The sequence below is a fragment of the Stenotrophomonas humi genome (assembly GCF_001431415.1).
GTDB classification, from domain to species: Bacteria; Pseudomonadota; Gammaproteobacteria; order Xanthomonadales; family Xanthomonadaceae; genus Stenotrophomonas; species Stenotrophomonas humi.
This window is the reverse complement of the sequence record NZ_LDJI01000011.1, coordinates 29,182-48,558: the sequence shown is the minus strand read 5'-3', so window position 1 is coordinate 48,558 and position 19,377 is coordinate 29,182. Positions and strand designations below refer to the sequence as shown.

The window sequence follows — 19,377 nt, the reverse complement described above, 5'->3', positions numbered from 1 at the left end:
TCATCAGTTGGGAGCCCCGAGATTGACCGCGCCGTCGGCAGAGGAAATGACGTCATCCTTCTCTTCTGCGTCATCGAGCCAACGCGACGCCGGCACGCTGCTGCGGTCCGTTGTATCCAGCCTGAGCATGCGGCCCATGTAGCGCACCGCACTCTCACCCAGATAATCGGGGCCACCGTCGACGTGGTCGGGGTTGTAGTTCGGGCTGGTCACACGGAAGCCATCGGCGAAGCGGACCACATAGGCATTGGTATCCATGAAGGTGCCATCGGCCGACAGACGGAACGTCTTGTCCAGCTGCGTCAACTGCACGTCCGCCGGGCGCAGCACTGGACTGGTGTTGTCCATCAGCACCTTCATGCCTGCGGTGGCCAGGGTCATCGTCCTTTCGATACGGCCCTGCGCGATGTCTGCACGTGCCGCCGTCGAACTCAGCTGTGCATCGACGGCACTGATCGAATCGATCAACCAGGCATCGCGGGGGTCCACTTCCACCGTTATGCGACGTGCCACGCCATTGCGGTAGCCGGTGAGCGTCGTGGTCAACGGACCACTGCCGCTACTGGACTGTGCGATCTGCGCATCGATGTCGGTTGCTGCCAGGTTCAAGCGCGTATCCACCATGGCTTGAGCCAGCGACAGATGGTCGCGTGCAGCCAGATCACCCGACGACGCGCGCAGCACGCCTCCAGTCAGCGAGCCACCTTGCGCATCCATGCTGGCGGTGGTGCCGGCCTGGACGTGATCGAACTGGATGCTGCCACCGGAGATGATCGACTGCAGGCCACCGCTGTTACCGCTACCCGTCACCACGTCGCCACCGGCCGTCAGGCGAGCATCGCCACCGGCGCGATAACTACCCCACTGCTGGGCACCGCCACTGTTGGCGGTGATATCGGCACCAGCAATCGCGATGTTGATGCCGATGACATCGGCTGCATTGACCTGCAGCGAGCCACCCGCATCGACGCTGCGTCCCTGCACAGCGCCGCGACGCGAGGTCAGGCCCATGTCGGCCCCGGCCTGCAGACTGTCGAAGGACAGGCTGTCCGTGGAAGCCAACTGCAGGCCGCAGCCGGCCTGCACCGCACCGATGGCGAGTGTGCCGCCAGCATCACCACTGAAGTTGCAGCCTGTCGTCACCTCATCGGCGGTCAGGTCGGTGCCGGCCAGCCACGTACCGTCCACGCCGATCACGGCTGTACCGACATCAATGGCCTTGCCGGCCTGCAGCTTCATGGACCCGCCCACCGTGACGGTATCGAACGAAGCATTCCCCCCGGCATCCGTAGCCAGGTCACCCTTGCCATTGAAGTTGGTCACTGAAGTGTTGCGGCCACTGGTCAGGGTGCTGTTACCCACCACATCCAGCGCCGTGGCGGTCAGATCGGCGGCGGCTTTCACCACCAGCTCTCCGCCGACTACCGCCTGACCCAGCACCACATCCGTCTGACCGTCGATGGACGCATTGCCGGTCACATCGGCATCGACGATGGACAGCGTTCCCGCCGCATCAGCGTTGAGATCGCCGCCGCTGACCAGCTGCTGCACATCCAGCGTGCTGCCGGAAGACAGCGTCATCGAAGTTCCCGAGGACAACGTACGTGCGGCCAATGCAGCACCCGAGCGCACGTCCAATGCGCCCTGCACTGCCAGTGTGTCGATCATGGTGCTGCCAACGCTCGACGCCGTGGCATCGCCACCCACCGTACCGTTGCCCAAGATCAGGTCACCACCTGCGTTCGCTGCCAGATCTCCCTGGCCGTTGAAGGTGGTCACCGAAGTGTTACGGCCACTGCTCAGCGTGCTGTTACCGACTACGTCCAGCGCTGTGGCGGTCAGATCGGCTGCGGCCTTCACCACCAGCTCTCCGCCGACTACCGCCTGACCCAGCACCACATCGGCCTGACCGTCGATGGACGCATTGCCAGTCACATCGGCATCGGCGATGGACAGCGTTCCCGCCGCATCAGCGTTGAGATTGCCGCCGCTGACCAGCTGCTGCACATCCAGCGTGCTGCCGGAAGACAGCGTCATCGAAGTTCCCGAGGACAACGCACGTGCGGCCAATGCAGCACCCGAGCGCACGTCCAATGCGCCCTGCACCGCCAGTGTGTCGATCGTGGTGCTGCCAACGCTCGACACCGTGGCATCGCCACCCACCGTACCGTTGCCCAAGATCAGGTCACCACCTGCGTTCGCTGCCAGATCTCCCTGGCCGTTGAAGGTGGTCACCGAAGTGTTGCGGCCACTGCTCAGCGTGCTGTTACCGACTACGTCCAGCGCCGTGGCGGTCAGATCGGCTGCGGCCTTCACCACCAGCTCTCCGCCGACTACCGCCTGACCCAGCACCACATCGGTCTGACCGTCGATGGACGCATTGCCAGTCACATCGGCATCGGCGATGGACAGCGTTCCCGCCGCATCAGCGTTGAGATTGCCGCCGCTGACCAGCTGCTGCACATCCAGCGTTTCGCCGCTGGACAGCGCCATCGTCGCGCCCGAGGACAGCGCCTGCGCCGCCAGTGCAGCACCGGTGCTCGCATCCAGGGTGCCCTGTGCCGACAACGTGTCGATACGGGCCGCACCAACGCTCGACAGCGTGGCGTTGCCACCGACGGTGCCGGTGCCCAGCGACAGATCGCCAGCAGCATTCACCGCCAGCGCCTGCCCCACGACCGCCTGACCCAGCACCACGTCGGACTGGCCATCGATGGTGGCACCACCGGTCACATCCGCATCAGCGATGGACAATGTGCCCACTGCATCGGCGCCCAGATTTCCGCCGCTCACCAGCTGCTGCACATCCAGCGTGTCGCCACTGGACAGCGCCATCGCCGCGCCCGAAGACAACGCCTGCGCCGCCAGTGCAGCCCCCGAGCTCACGTCCAGCGTGCCCTGTGCCGACAGCGTGTCGATACCGGTCGCGCCAACGCTCGACAGCGTGGCGTTGCCACCGACGGTGCCGGTGCCCAGCGTCAGATCTCTGCCCGCGCTTGCGGCCAGATCACCGCCGCCATTGAACGTGGTCACCGACAGATCGGTACCGCTGGTCAATGCGCTGTTGCCGCCGACGTCGAGCGTGTCGACCGTCAGTTCGGTGGCAGCAGTGATCACCAGCCCCTGTCCGACGACCAGCTGACCCAGCATCACGTCGGACTGACCATCGATAGTGGCGTTACCGGTCACGTCCGCATCGACGATGGACAGCCTGCCCACCGCATCGGCGTCCAGATTGCCGCCGCTCACCAGCTGCTGCACATCCAACGTGCCGCCCGAAGACAGCGTCATTGCGGCGCCAGATGACAACGACTGAGCCGTCAATACAGCACCGGTTGTCACGTCCAGCGTGCCCTGCGTCGTCAGCGTATCGATGACGGTGCTTCCGGCACTCGACAATGTGGCGTTACCACCGACAGTGCCGTTGTCCAGATTCAGATACCCGCCGCTGATCAGACGCGCATCGCCGGCCACCTGCGCATCGACAATGTCCAGATAGCCCGTCGTTTCAGCGGCAAGATCACCTCCGGCAACGATGGAATCCACATTGGCGGAGACGGCATCCAGCGCAACTGCGTCGCCAGCGTTGATGCTGGTGATCTGGACATGCCCACCAGCAGCCAGGACCACCTGACCCTCGGTGGCTGCCACGCTGCCAACGTTGCCGCCATTCGGCAGCTCCAGCACCACATCTCCCTGGGTACTGCTCGCCGCCACCAGCTTGCCCACATCCACAGTGAGCGGCTGCGCCACCTGGCCGATGCCCTTGCCGGCGGTCAGCGTGACCTCCACATTGCTGCCACCGCCGATATTGACCGCCGCATCGCCGTTGGAATGGATGTGGCCGTCCGCACTGAGCGTGACCGTACTGCCAACATCGTTGCCGGTGATCGCAACCCTCCCCAATGACACGTTGCCACTGGAGCGGACCGTCACGACCTTTCCTGCGCTGAGCTGGCTGCCTGCGCCCATCGTGAAGCCATTGGCTTCGATATGCGCTTCACCGCCGCTGTTCACAACCGCGCCTGCATTCAGAGTTGCGGCCTGCACCGCCAGAACCTTCAGGATCTGCGCGATGTCCGCATCACCCAGTTGCACCTGACGGCCGGCATTGAGGTCGGCCGAATGGGCAGTCAGGTTGCCGACCACCACATCGCCCATGGGCGCACTCAACGTGGCTTTCTGCCCGACCTTGGCGGTAGCGATGTCGACACCCGCATAGCCGGTTGCATCCAATGCTCCGCCGGCCTCCAGCTCATCGGCAGACAATGTGCCGGCGGTGGTCAGCAGCTGCAGATCGCCGTCGGCGTGCAGGGTACCAATGGGCAGATCACCGCCGCTGGCCAGGCGCACATCACCGCCGGCAGCGCCGTTCAGCATGCCGCCGGTGATGATCCGCAACGCAAGTGCGGTGCCGTCCTCATCCTGTATGTCGCCCGTGACCACCAACTGGATATCACGGCCTGTCACCGCGGTGACGCCCTTCAGGTAGGACAGCAGACTGCCGTCGATGACGTTCAACACCACATCCTGGTTGCCGTTGACGATGCCAATGCGCAGATCACCCTGTTGTTGCGTCAGCCGCACATGCTGCCCGGCATTGGCCAGCAGCAGCGTGCCGTTGATCTGAACCTGCAGCGGTGTTCCATCGGCGCCCATGATGCTGCGCAATGCAGACAGGCTCAGGTCCTTGCCGACGGAAATCACCGGCGCCGTTGCGCCGGCAGCACCGAGGATGTCGCCATCGCTGCCGATACGGGCACTGCCGCCACCCGAGAAATGGCTGAAAGCAAGTGTTGAACTGCCGTGGATATAGGTGTCACCGCCCACGGTCGCATCCAACGTACCCTTTGCATCCACCACCACGGGCGCCGTGCTCTTGATCCGCAGCGACACGACGACCATGCCATCACGCACCTGCTGTGCAGTGAGCACGTTGCCGTTGGCATCCAGCATTTCCACATCGCCCGGCGTTGTGGCCAACCGCATGGCCAGCGCAGCGTCGCCACTGATCGCGCCACTATTCACATCCGCCAGGCTGACGATGTACTCCCTGTCCAACCGCCCCAGGTCATCGCGCGCCCGCAGCGTGACGTTGCGGCCAACGATCACCGGCTCAGCGTTCAATGCCGAGCCGTTCGATGGCTCCAGTGCATTGGCGTTGAACACGTAGCGCAGCTGATCCTGTGTCCACTGTGATTCGCTGGTCAGGCTGTCATGCAGCTGAGCCTTGCGTGCCGTCGCCTGTGTGCTATCACCCGCGTTGCCCGCCAGCTCATAGCGGAAGCCAGCGTTGAAGCCGCCTGCGAAGGCGGTTTCCTGCGCCCATCCCGTGCCGAACGAATCGACGAACACCTCGGTCAGGCGCGCATAACGCTCCGCCAGGTACGCGGCCACACCCGCATCATCCAACTGCATGCCCTTGGCCGCTTCCGCGGTGGAACGGTACAGAGTGATGGCGTTGCTGCCGGCGACGAACTGCCCGTCGGAAACACTTCCCAGGCCGCGCAGCTGGAAGTACTCGGCGTAGCTTGCATCCACCTGGCTCTGGTAGCTGATGATCGACTGATCGCCAGCCCCTTGGTAGAGCTTGAGGTTGGCACGCAGGCTGGCCAGCGCCTCTTCACTCAGGAAGCTGGAGGCACTGCGCTGCGCCGCGCTGAAGATCGAGCCGGACGCGGCATCCACCAGTACATCACCGGCAGAGGACTCGATCCTCTTCACCCAGAAGTCGCCTGACACATCACGCAATGCGATGCTTTCAGCAGCCTTCGCGGTGACCAGGCCGCCGTCCAGGGTTCCATCACTGCGCAGATATTCATTGGCGCTGAGTATCAGCGGCCGGTTCATCGAACCAATGCCGCCATACGTGCTGTACAGCGTGATGTCGCCACCGGTGATGGACGCCGTGTTGGCATTGACGCCCTCGATGCCGTACTTGGCTCGCAGCCATACATCACCACTTGCACTGCCGTTGCCTGCCGAAATCCGCACCTTCGCCGCGGAGTCCACATCAAGGGCAACGTCGCCGCCGGCAAGGGCGACGATGTTGCCGGCGCCCACTGTCTGTCCCTTGGCATCGGTGTAGGACACCATCTGGATATCGATGGGGTTGGCAGCACTACCCGCCAGCGCACCGGTGATGGTGCCGATCGATCCACCCGCTTCCAGCGTCAGGTTGTTGGTGATGATCTTGGCGTTGTTGGAAACACTCTGGATGTCGCCATTGACACTCTTCAGGAACGTGCTGCCATCGGTGTTCTTCAACACACCGTTGATGCGGATGCTCTGACCTGAATCGACATCGAGTATGCCGGCGTCGTTGGATTTGAAGTTGATGGCGATGGCGTTGTCGGCCTTGACCGAATTGGTCACGACCAACCGTCCCGACATAGGCGCTTCCAACCCCCAACGGGTGCGCCAGGTTCCGCCATCGTTGAACTGATTTCTATCCGGGAAGCCGTAGTTGTAACGGCAACCGGACGAATTCTTGTCACCCTCGCAGCGGTACTTCACGCCACTGTAGACAGTGTCACCACGAGTATTGAAGTACCCGTCGACTTTGGAGTCGAACAGGTTGGTATTGCTCGAGTCACGGTAATAGCTGACACCCGAAGTGCTCCACTGCTGGCCGTTGTAGACCGTGTTTCCGCTTGGATCCACCCAGCGCCAGTTCTCGGCGGTCAGCGCACCGTTGTCAGCGCGGTGGATGTTGCGGCGGATGTTGGCCGTCTGTGTCCACCGGCCACGCATCCCCGACAACGGATTGTAGGCGCCGGTGCTGGTCAGTACGGAAACGCCAGGCGATGTCCAATCCGGCGCGTTGATGGCCCCTTGGTAGCCGGTGACCTTGCCACTGCCGTCACGCAGATACCACGAGGTCACATTCTGCAGCCGGTCACGAATGGTGATCTGGCCAGGCGCGCCGTTGCCGACCAGGATGTTGCCCAACTGCAGGCCTACATCGGCCAGCCCATTGTTGATGACCACCGAACCCTTGCCGCTGACGACATTCAGCGAGCCGGACGTCGAGGTACTGACGATGCGGCCATCCAGATAGATCGAACCGCCGCCGTTGGCCGAGATGTCCGGCACGATGAACTGCCGGTTCAACGAGTCGTACTGCAGACGGATCCTCTGCGAGTCCCCCCCGGTCCGGCTGACGAACTCGACCGGAACATCAAAGATTCCCTTGCTTGCCTGCACATCCTTGGCTGTTATCCATGCACGCAGTTCCGGGCTGTCTCCAACGATGGCCGAATAGTCCACCGGTTTGCCCGCCTTCAACGCAACGTTCACGTCGATGTACTGGGCGGTGATCTTGATACCGGTACCGGCATTGATGCCGCTGCCCGTATTGGGCGATGCCCCCTGCGCTTCGGCGCTGACATCACCCGGCTGGCTGTTGAGCGAGAAGAACAGGTTGCGGGCGTTCACCTTGGGCAGGTAGTTGGTGCTGCCGTAGCTGTACTTGGATACCTGGCCGCCATCGTAGAACTGGCCCTGCAAGCTCGAAGCAGTGCAATCCCGGTCGCCTACGCGGTAGTTGCAGGCGCCGTAGATCAGGATGCTGCCGGTGCCGTTGTTGCTGCTCGCGTCGGAGTTCTGGTACAGCAGGTAATCGGTCAGTGACTTGCCTGCGTTTGCCGCGGCTTGTCCATACACGGCATTGGCAATATAGGCAGCGGCATCGTCCGGATTGGAGATACCACTGGCCAGGCTGTACTTGCCCCAGAGCGAGCTGGCAACACGCCCGTACCACGACGCCGACCCCAGGTTGTACCCCACCTCACCGTTGGGCGCATCGATGGAAACATTTTCCGCCAGCTGTTCGCCCCACGCGTTGATGTTGCCGTTGGCATTGTAGATATCCAGGCTGCCGCCGGTTACCGAGATCATGCCGCCAGCGGCAATGGCCGAACCATTGCTACCGACATTCCGGATGCTGACCTTCGCATCACCCTGACCCGGATTCTCGCTGGTACGGATGCCGACGGCCTGACTGCTGTTGCCCGTGTACAGGATGTTGCCACCGTTGTACTCGGGAACCAGGATGTCGCCTGCCAGCAACAGATTGTCGTTGCTGTTGTTGACGATGCTAATACGCGGCGCGCCCTTTGCGGTCAGTGAGCCAGCGCCACGGATGTTGTTGCCGTACAGGATGATGTCGCCACCGGCTGCGTACAGGTCGCCGATGCTCCAGGTGTTGGCTGCCTTGCCCGCCGATTCGTCAAAGTCGTGGATTCCCGCGGCATTGAGCTGCGCGCGAAGCTGCGCACTGTTCCAGCGCGTCGCGTCGAACTCCAGCACATCGCCACCACCGCCGCTCTTGCCCATCGTTCCATCGGCGTTGATCACGATGTCCAGCACGTTGTAGCGACCGGCGACCACGGTGCCATCGACAATGACATCGCCAAGGGTGTTTCCGAGGGATCGACTGTCACGCACCGTTACCGGAATGAACCCCAGGTTGTAGCCGGTTGCAGAACCATCGGCGTTGCGGAACACATTGTTGCCATATGCCCCCAGCGAGACGAATGCGCCGCTGAGCAGGTTGCTGCCTGCCGCCAGACGGGTGGTCGCCGCACTGTTCACGGTGGAACTGGCCGACGAATCCGGAATGGCGATCAAGCCACGGCTGTAGCCCAGCGCCACTGCATTGGCCGCCAACTTGGAGGTCCAGCCGTTCATGCCATCCTGGCCAGCGGAGACGAACGCATTGTGCAGCGACTCGAGCTTCGCGCCGCCGGCCACGTTGACCTGCTGGTCCACATCCACGGTGACGTCGGCATCGGATTTGCCCACCGCGGCCAGCACGCCCCAGGTATTCACCAGCGCACTGGCACCGATATCGGTGCTGGCGTAAGTGCCCACGTTGAGCATGTAGCTGCTCTGAAGACGGGCGTCGTTGCCGATGTTGACCTTGTTCTGCAATGAGGCCTGTGTGGCGGCCTTCACCACCGCAACGTTGATGGCACCACCCGTGGTCAAGCCGGCGCGGTCATCCGTATTCGCGCGCGTGCTGGCCACGATGTCCAGTGCGCCTGTGTCGCCGGCGCCCGGTTGGCCGCCGGTGCGCAGCAATGCACGCTGGCCCACATCGATCACGCTGGACCCACCCAATCGGGTGTTGACCTGCGATGCGCTGCCGGTAAGCACACCGCCACCGGCGGCACTGGCGGCCAACGCACTGCCCAGCGTGCTGGTGTAGTTGTTCTCGGTACGCAAGGTGATCGAACCGGTGGAGACAAGGTTGGCGTCCTGGCCAATACCGATGCTCACATCCGAATCGGCGACGTTGTCCACGCTCGCGCCACTGGCGTTGAGCATGCCGGCACTGGTGCTGTCCGCAGCACCGGCGTATCGCGCGTCATGCGATGCCAGCGCATGCAGACGGGTGATGTCCAGGCTGCTGTTCTTGTCGATGTGCAGCGATGTGCTGTTCGTGGAATGGGTCGAAGCCAGCGCCGCATTGCCTGCCAGCAGACCACCGGTGCCTGCGGTAGCGCCGGCCCGGTTCTCATCGACGCCGCTGGCGGCAAGTGTCACGTTGCCCGCAAACAACAGTGCGGACTCGCCGATCCCCAGGTTGGTGACGGCATTGGAGGCTGCCTTGGCCTTGACCACACCGGCAGCCAGAAGGCCTGCAACACTGATACCCGTTGCCTGCGCATCCTGACGGCTGCTGTTGTTGGCCCGCACCGTCACGTCCCCCGCGCGACCAAAGCCGGTCACATTGCCTTGGGTGACAGCATCCCCACGTACCGTTACGCGTTCTTCAAGCCCCGCGTCCACACGATTGTTGCTGCTGGCCGTGGCGAACGCGCCCGCGCCAGCAAGGTACAAGCCGCCGGAGCCGGCAAATGCGCGCGCATCCACCGCTCCACCTTCCACCGAGGCCAGCACATTCAGTCCGCCACGATTGGTCAGAACACTGTCTGCACCCACAAATGCATTGACCTTGGCATTGGATGTGGCATCCGCCACCGCCGCGCCAACCGCCAGCCCGGCCGCGACAGCGGCACCGATCGCGTCAGCCGACACATCGGGGCGGGCCTTGGCCGTGACCGATACATTGCCACGCACGCCCGATACCTGCGTACGGTCGCCCAGCCAGGCGTTGACCCTGGAAGCGTCATCGGCAAGTGCCACTGCGGCACTGACGCCCGCAAGCACACCGCCCGCCGCGCCCACCGCCTTTGCATTCACGCCACCTGAAGACTCCGCGCCGATGACCACATCGGAGAAGCCGTTGACGACACTGCTGTCGCCCAACCATGCGCCGACATTGGCATCACGTTCGGCTCTGGCCACTACCGCACCCACCGCTGCGGCACCCACCGCCATTCCGGTGGCAAACACATCAAGGCTGCTGCTGTCGGTCGCCCGCACATCCAGCGCCTGTGCCTGCCCAGCCACATTCACGTTGCCCTGCACCGAGGCGGACACGGTCTGCTCCAGGTTGGCAATGCCCACCGCCGCGCCAATACCTACCAGTCCGGCACCGCCGGCATAGACGTCCAACTCCGCGGCCTTGCCGCCCGCGCCGTCCCCAGCACGGGCAACCACGTCAATCTTCGATGCCTGGGTCGTGCCTGCAGCCAGCGTCGCCTCGGTAACGCCATACAGACCGGTCATGCCGAACGACCCGCCGACACCCACGCCCCCCACACCCACGCCGCCCACGGTATTGCTGCTGCGCATGCGCGTATCGGCCGTGACTTCCAGGGTACGCGCGGCAACGCTGCCACCGCTTACCTTGGCCTGCACCAGATCTCCCCGACCCTGCAGATTGCCGATGTCCACGCTGCCACGTGCATTGAGGCTGGACGCGCCCTGCGCCCCCAGCGTGCCTTCCAACGCTGCGCCATTGACCTTCTCGCCGCTGCCGAGCTGCTTCAGGCTGCCGAAGGTGCCACCCAGTTCGGAGGCACTGTCACCGCTGCTGCCCATGCCGGCCAGCAACAACGACGCCGCGCCGCCGATGCCAGTGCTCAGGCCCGCGCCTGCGGTCACGGTCACCATCTCCACGGCGCGATCGGAAGCGGCATCCACTGCGACAGTGCCGGTTGCGTTGATGTCACTGTCCAACACGTTGGCACGGACGCTGCTGCCCAGGATGGCAACCGAAGCACCCGCACCCACACCCACACCCGAGAAACCCACGCCCAATGCGCCGGAATGGGAGGTCAGGCGCAGGATGTCCTCGGCCATGACCGAGGTGTCGGTCGCAACCACTTTCGCGTTCTGGATGACCGCCTGGGTGTCGTTTTCCAGCAGATGCACCTGCGCCATGCCGGCCACGCCGGCACCACCGGCGGCGGCACCACTGACCACCAGGCCATTGAAGTCCGAGCGGCTGCGGGCGTTCACGTCCAATGCGCGGCTGACCGCCACGTCCGTGGTCCTGCCCGCCTCACCTACCCGCGCCTGGGTGGTGCTGCTGCTGGTGTTGACCAACGCCGCGCCCGCTACCGCTGCACCCAGCCCTGCCGCGCCGGCGCCGCCTACCAACGATGCGGCGTTGTCGCTGTTGGCGGTCACTGCAAGCGAGCCACTCCTGATCATGCTGCCGGCCACGTTTGCGCGCGTGGTGGTGTTGAAGTCGTTCACTACTCCCGTGGCAGCGCCACCGGCAATGCCTGCGGCGGCACCGGCAACGATGGCCAGCGCATTCTGGCTGGCATTGGCTTCCACGGTCACATCATCGGCAGCCCTCACTGTGGCGCCATCAATGGAAGCCACGCTGCTGCTGTCGAACATACTGGTGGACAACGCACCTGCGCCGGAGAACACGCCGGGGCTGGCAGCGATGCCGGCCACATAGCTGGTTGACGCCACGTGATGGCTGGCACGCACATCCACGCTCTGCGCGTTGTTGGCCGAGCCACCGGATGCATCTTCCTGATCGCCCGAGGTACCCAGGCCATGCTGGTTGATCCTGGCATCCTTGATGGTGGCCACGGTGGAACCAGCAATCTGGTTCACCGCCGCCATCACCGCAACCGCTCCACTGCCAATGGGGGTGACACCCAAGGCGCCACTGACGCCCACCGTATTGACCTGCTGGCGGGTTGCAGCATTGACCACCACGCCATGCACATCAACCGTGCCCGTGCCGAGGTCGGCCGTGTCGAAATTCAAACCGGAAGCGTCGGTTCGATTGCTGTGTGCATTGGCCACATTGCGCCGACCACTATTGACGCCGCTGAGCGCAGCGCCATTGCCCAGTGCCGTCACCTCGGTATTGGGCCCGTAGATGCCCGCCTCGGTCGTGCCATTGACCAGGTTGACCACGGTGCCCAGGCCAATGCCCGCGGTCGCACCACCGCCGACACTGCCGGCGAATACATCAATCTGTTGCGCCTGCGCGGCCAACACCCCGACGTTGTTCTGCGCTACGACATCGGCTCCTTCCCAGATGCGGGCACTGACGGTTCCCTGCATGCGGTTGACCGCAACCGAAGCGGCGCCGCCTACCGCGCCGCCACCGCCCAAGCCAGCGGCGATGGTGCGAATGCGATTGCCGTTGCCGCCTGCCGCACCGGATGCATCCGCACTGACCAGCAGATTGCCCACATCCAGGTCCAATGCGTTGCCTTTGACCTCGGCCGACGTGCTGCCACCGATGTCGTTGTAGGCAACCGCCGCACCCACACCAACACTGCCCGCAACCGCAGCGGAACCGGCCAGTGAATCGATGTTTCGCTCGTCGCGTGCGCGCACCACGACATCCGCATCGACATTGTCGATGACACTGTCCACCAGGCTGGCGCGGGTATGGGAGCTGATGAAGTTGGTGGTGACGCTGCCAGCCACCGCCGCCGTCCCGGCACCGGCGCCCGATACCGCCGCGGAGCGGATCACACTACCGTTGTTGGCATCTATGACAAGGCTGTTGGCATTGTTCAACGCCGCAGCGTTCACCACAGCCGACGTTGTGCCGCCAATACTGTTGACGCTCGATGCCGCGCCCACGCCCGCCGTGCCGCCCAGCGCCAACGCACCAGCCAGTGAATAGGTCTTGCCCTGAGTATCGGCGTGTACCGTGACATCACCGGTGACGCCGGCACCGTGCACGGAGATTCCGCTGATGCTGGCTTCGGTGGTGTTGTCGATGAAGTTGCTGGTGTTGCTGCCGGCGATCGACGCGGTGCCCGCCAACGCGCCAGCGATGGCCAGCGTCTTGGTGGTGGCATTGGCAACGGCGTCGACATCAAGCCGGTCTGAAACCTCCAACGCCGTACCGTCCACGCTGGCGCGGGTGGTATCTCCGATGGTGGCGACATTGATCGCCGCGCCGATGGCTGCCGTACCACTACCTGCCACGGCGCCGGCCAGCGTATAGATCTTCGAACTGTTGGCCGCATCCATGTCCAGGATGCCGGCCCGGGTCGAGCCCCCCCTCAACAGGGCCTCGGCCGTGTTGGCTATCGTGCTCCAGCCTACCGAGCCCTGGATCGCGACGTTGTTGGCCGCGCCCACGGCGACCGCACCAGAAAGGATCTTTGCCTTGTTGGCCGCACTCAGTCCCAGCTTGCCCGTGTTTGCATCCAGGATCGCGCCTTCAGCCAGCGCCAGCGAGTGGTTGCCGATGTCGTTGATGGTGAGTGCCGCACCCACCGCAACCTTCGAGCCGAGTGTGGCGGCGCCGGCCAGCGAGCCGATGAAAGCTTCATCGCTGGCATCGAGCCGGATGGTGCCCGCGCTGAGTGTTGCGCCGTTCTTTGTGACGTTGCCCTGTGCATCGGGAACACTGTTGCCGACCAGGACCGAAGTGGTGTTGCCGATGGCGTTGTACGACGCACTGCCAACCCCGGTGAAGTTGCCCGTGCTGCCGCCGATACCCGCGCTCACTGCAAGGATGTCGGCCTTGTCGGCAGCCGTAAGCGCCACGTTGCTCGTGGCGGTGCCGGTGAGCGTGGCTCCGTTCACCGATACGGCATGGGTATTCTTGATGGTGTTGTATGCAAAAGCGACGCCGGCATTGTTGCCACCTACCTGCATCATTCCGGCGACAGCAATGATCGAGCTGCGGCTTTCATTACGGCCCGCCGCATCAACCGTATTGCTGTCCTTGCTGCCGGTGTCTGCATTGGCGTTGACTTCAATGCCGCCGATAGCGCTGCCGCAGTAATCCATCCCGGCACCGGATTCGCAGCCATCGGTGGTGGAACGCACGTCGCTGATGTTGGCGGTACCGGCAAAGGCTTCCAGATCACCACCAAAACTGATGTTGGCGCCGCCATCGATGCTGGCGACAGTGGTGTTGGCTACCTGGTTGACCAGTACCGAGCCGGCGATCGCCACGCCGTTGCTCTGCGTGGAGGCACCACCGCTGGCAGCGGCGGCCACGATGCGCGAGGCATCGGCCGCGCGCACGCGCACATCGTCCACGCCGTTGATGCTGCCGCCGCTGATGCCCGCGCGCGTGTCGTCCTTGATCTCGGCATAGGTCACCGCTGCGCCCATGCCGGCCTTGCCGCCTGCGTAGATCGCGCCGCCACCATTGGCGATCTTCGACTCGTTGACGGCCTTGACGTCCACGTCGCCGGCCGCTCCGGCCTTGCCTTGAATGCTGGAGCCGCGCAGGGTTGCTGCGGTCTCGTTCCTGGACATCGCCACCGTGGCCGAGATCGCCCCGGCAGCAGCCGTGGTCTGGTCGGAAGAGGCATTGACGCCCACGCTCAATCCGACATTGACCTGCTCGCTTTCGTTGCGCGCGGTGACATTCACATCACCGGCGTCCTGCACGCTGCTGCTCGACAGCCCGGCAGTGGTGGTGTTCTGGATATCGCCATAGGCCACGCCACCGGCCAGCGAGGCGCTACCCTGGTTGTTGTCGGAGCCGGCAGCCGTCACCGACAGCGCACCACTGATGCTGACCAGCAAGGTCTTGTTGATCGCGCTGATGTCCAGCTTCACGCCATTGCCGCTGTTGTCCTTGACCACCGCATTGCTGATGTCGGCCTTGGTGTTCTGCCGCGCGCGGTTGACCGTGGCACTACCGGACAGCGCAATGCCAAATTTCGGCTGCGGCGTCTGCGCACCCTGGCCGCCTTGGCCACTACCCGAACCCAACAGTCCTTTGGCCTTGTCGAAATATTTGGTAAGACCCGCGCTGCCGTCGCTGTCGGCCTTTTTGCCCATGCTCTCCAGCGCAGTCACCTTGCCCAGCGCGCGCGTCTTGAGCGAATCCAGGAAGCCCGGATTTTCCGCATTCTGCTTCTGCGCCAACGCATCCTGCTGCTGCTTGAGCTGCTCCGAACTGCTCTTGGCAATCGCACCTGCGGCAGCCACGGCACCGGACAAGCCTTTGCTGCCTGCCTTCACCGACAGATCACCGGTGTTGACCTGGCCACTGCCGCTGCTGGAACCGGTCTTGAAGTCAGCCGGTATCGCGCCAATGAAAGCATGCGTATCGGTATCCATCTGCTGATAGGCAACACTGGCGCCCACCGAGATGCTGTCGCTCATCGCCACCGCGCCGGCAACCGACCACACGAACATGTCTTCGTCAGCGGAGATGCCGATCTTCCCGCCGGTCAACGTAGCGCGGTTGCTCACACCTGCCAGCGTGTGGCTGTCCAGATCCAATGCCGACACCGTGCCACTGACACCAATGCTGCCGCCCTGCCCGGACTGCAACGCCAACAGGACGATGGTTTCCTTGTTGACGGCATCAATCGCGATGGAGCCTGCGCCCGCATCAATGCTGACACCATCGTTGACGATGGCCGCAGCCGTGTTGTCGTAATCCGTGTAGCCGACGCTGCCGCCCAGCGCGGTACCGCCCTTGCCCACATTGCTGGTCTTGAGGTTCTTCAGTGCCAGATCACCGGCGGCATGCAGCGCGGTGATTTCGGTGGTCGCGCTGATATCGGTCGCGGCATCGAACGTGCGCGTACGCGCGTCGCCAGCATGGTCAGCGCCGTCCAGTGCGGCAGACCACGCCGTACCGGAGGTGTCGGTGGTCTTCAGCGACGCGCCGCTGGCCACGTCGGTGCGTGCGCTGTTCTTCGCCTTGAAATAACTGACCGCGCCACCGATGGCCACTTCCTCGGCCGAGCCCTTGGCGGCGGAGTACGAGCTGAACAGATCGGACGGATCGGTGATCAGATCCTTGGCCGCACTCAACGAATCCTTGAAGGCATCGAAGCTGCTGAAATTCGGCACTGCGCCGGTAAGCGCGCTGAAATCGCGCGGCAGGCGCACATCCGATGCCAAACCGATATGCGCCGCGCTCAGCTGTGCACCACTGCCCACCAGCGCCTGCGCGTCGTGTTCGAGGTTGGCGATGGTGATCGCGCCGGAAAGCGCAAACGCCGAGCCATCGGCGCTCTTGCCCTTGGCCAGCACATTGCTGATGGCATGGTTGCCGATCTGTGCATCGATCACCTGGCTGTCGACCACGATATCGCCCGCACTCTTGATGACTGCATTGGCAGCAATCGACGCCTTGGCGGCGTGCTCGCCATCAACGAAGCTGATCGCACCGCCCAGGCGGAACGGTGCCGGTTTCGGCGGCGTGGTCGGCGTAGTGCCGCCACCAGTGCCACCACCGCCCGTGTCGCCGCTGAGCTTGCCCAGCGCCGCACCGATGCCCGCACCGGCAAGCGACTGCGCCATGCTCATCAGCCCATCACCACCGCTGCTGATGGCCTCGACCTGTTCCTGGCCCGGCAATGGCTCACTCTTCGGCCCGGCAACAAGGGTTTCCGTCTTGTTGAGCGAAGTGATGCTGGCCGCCTGCACGGTCACGTCGCCGCTGTTGCCACCGGTTGTATGGGTGGTCACATTGCGGTCCAGGCGCGCTTCGGCAGCAATGTCCTGCAGGCTGATCGCACCGGCCAGACCGACGGCACCCTGGTTGTCGGCGCGCGCGGTGGCGGAGGTTTCAATCGACGAGGTATTCACCGCGGTGACGTTGACGCTGCCGGCGGTTATCGGCGCGTTTCCGGCCTCGATCACAGCCTTGGTGTCGACATTGACATTGCTGATGGCCGCGGTGAAGGCTGCCGTCGTGTTGTTGACCGCGAACGATTCGGCGGCGAGCTTCATCGCCGTGTCCGCATCGGCCTTCACCGATACATCTCCACCGGCCTTGACCGTCGCACCGGAACGGATGATCGCCTCGGTGGTGGCGTTGATCTGGGCGTACGCCGCGCCCAGGCTCAACAGATGCTTCTTCGGCACCGGATTGCCATTGGCATCCTTGACCGGGTCGCCATTGGCATCGGTGGCGAAATCTCCCTTCTCGTAGGCCTTGCCGGCAGCGGAGTTGTCGATGTTCTGACGGGTGCTGGCATGCAGGGTGATGTCATTGCGCGCATCCAGCGTCGCGTTGTCCTTCACTTCCACGCGCGCGATGGTGCTGGCATGCAGGAACGACACCTGTTCGCCCAGCACCTTGTCCACGCCCAGGTTCACCAGCGCATCGCCCAGATCCTTCAGCGTGGACATGTCGGTGAGGCTGCCGGTCAGGTCGGCCTTCACCTCGTCGAACGCCGCCGAATCCTTGTCATAGCCGGAGTCGACCACCGCCGTGGCGGTCAGTTCGATGTCGTCGGCGCTCAACTTCGCCGCGCCGCCCACGCTGACCGTGGCTTCTGCGCTGCGTATACCCAACCCGGTATCGGAGATGGCCGCCGCGCGCAGCTGGATCTTGCCGCCATCGCTGACCAGCGTCAGCGGCACACCCGCACCGCCGGTATTGACTGCGGTTTCATCCACCCGCTGCAGGCTCGAATTGGCATCGCGCCCGCTTCCCGGCGCCACTGCCACGAAGATGGTGCCGGTGACATCGATCGCTCGCGCCTGCACCCGCACGCCATTGCTGGCGTTGATGCGGCCATGGATTTCCACAGTGCCGGTGCGGCTGAGCTGCTCGGGCTTCAATGTGCCGTACATCAGCCCATCCAGTCCTTCACCTGCGGCCAGAATGTCATCCATCACCGCGCGTGTTGGGGTGGCCACCGACAACGAACCCACATTGAGCACACCGCTGCTGCCTACCAGCAGGCCGTGCGGATCGACGAAGAACACGCGCCCACCCACGGTGCTTTCATCGGCCAGGAAGCCATTCAACGTGCCATTGATATAGGCCCGCGAATCGCTGACCAGGTTCACCAGGTTGTGCACCTGCGCGCCACCCTTGGTAGGCAGGATCAGGTCAACCGTCTGCCCGGCATCGACACCGAATTCCTTGAACGAGTTGAAGGCGACCTGGTTGCCCGACGGGCGGCCCTTGATCGTCGTGGTGGTGACTTTCCAGCGGTTCGCCTCGGGTGAGGTCACCGTGGTTGCGGTGCTGCCATCGGTGGTGATGGAACTGCCCGCATCACCAGCCCATACCGTCAACGGCAGCGCGATGCCCAGCACCGAGCCAATCGCAGTGGCCAGTCCTGCCGGACGTGGATGCTGCTCCCCGCGCATCGAAGTCTTGGCGGACACACGGTTCTTGCGAGTGGCATTGATACGATTCATGGCAGGCTCCGGGCAGCATCACAGGCAGGCGGCGACGCTCAGGTATGCGGACGCGCGGCTGCACATGCAGCCGCGTCGATGCGGTTTGACGGTGGGGCTTAGTGCTTGGCCGATGGAACGGCGGACTTGTCCAGCGCGCGGCTGAGCATGTCCACATTCCCAAGCGACAGAAGGTGGGCGTAGATCCAGCCCATATCACCGGACTTGGCCAGTTCCTGCAGCGCCTTGCCCTTCAGATCACGCAGCTTCTGCTCATCGACGACAAAGAAGCCATCCAGCGTGGACGTTTCACCCTGCGCGCTCTGCACATTGATCTGCTTGGACACCAGCAGGCCGTGGGCCGCCAGTGCGGCGCTGAACTCACGGGTGCGTGCCAGGTGCAGTTGGTATTCCTGCAGGAACTGCAGGGCATTGGTCAGCAGTGCGCTGTCCTTGCCTTCTTCGTCAAACAGCGGCGCGCCTTCATCGCCGCCCTCGCGGATACCGTCATAGGCAGCATCCAGGCAGACGGTGAAATCACCGCCATCGGGCTCTCGCTCAGCCAGCACGAACGGGTAGCGGCGCAGGAACGCCGGCACATAGGCACCGTCCGCCCAACGGCCTTCGCTATCGACCATCAGGTTCTGGCCGCTGCGCAGGCCCAGCAAGGCTGCCGGGACCACCGCATCGGCGCTGTTGCCGGCAAAGACGATGGGGTACTGACGAACCACCTGCGCAAACTCCACGCAGGCCAGCGGCACCGAGTTCACCGCATCGGCGAAACGGAAATCCCCCTGGCTGGCCACGACCCGGTGATTGCGATGCGCAACGCGGTTCAACTGCACCGGGCGCTCATAGATAAGCAACTGCTTCATGGATATCCCCCTGGGTAGTGACGAAAAGATGCTCCCT

The 19,377-nt window shown here is 63.9% G+C and carries 2 protein-coding genes; both read right to left on the bottom strand.

All coding sequences use genetic code 11. From position 1 onward, the window contains the following. Positions 1-3: 3 nt before the first annotated feature. Complete coding sequence (locus ABB26_RS05830; protein WP_057632741.1) at positions 4-18,486, bottom strand: leukotoxin LktA family filamentous adhesin; 18,483 nt, start codon at positions 18,484-18,486, stop codon at positions 4-6. A gap of 98 nt (positions 18,487-18,584) precedes the next feature. Continuing rightward, a complete protein-coding gene (locus ABB26_RS05825; protein WP_057632740.1) occupies positions 18,585-19,340 on the bottom strand; it encodes a SapC family protein in 756 nt (251 codons plus the stop codon). Positions 19,341-19,377 lie beyond the last annotated feature (37 nt).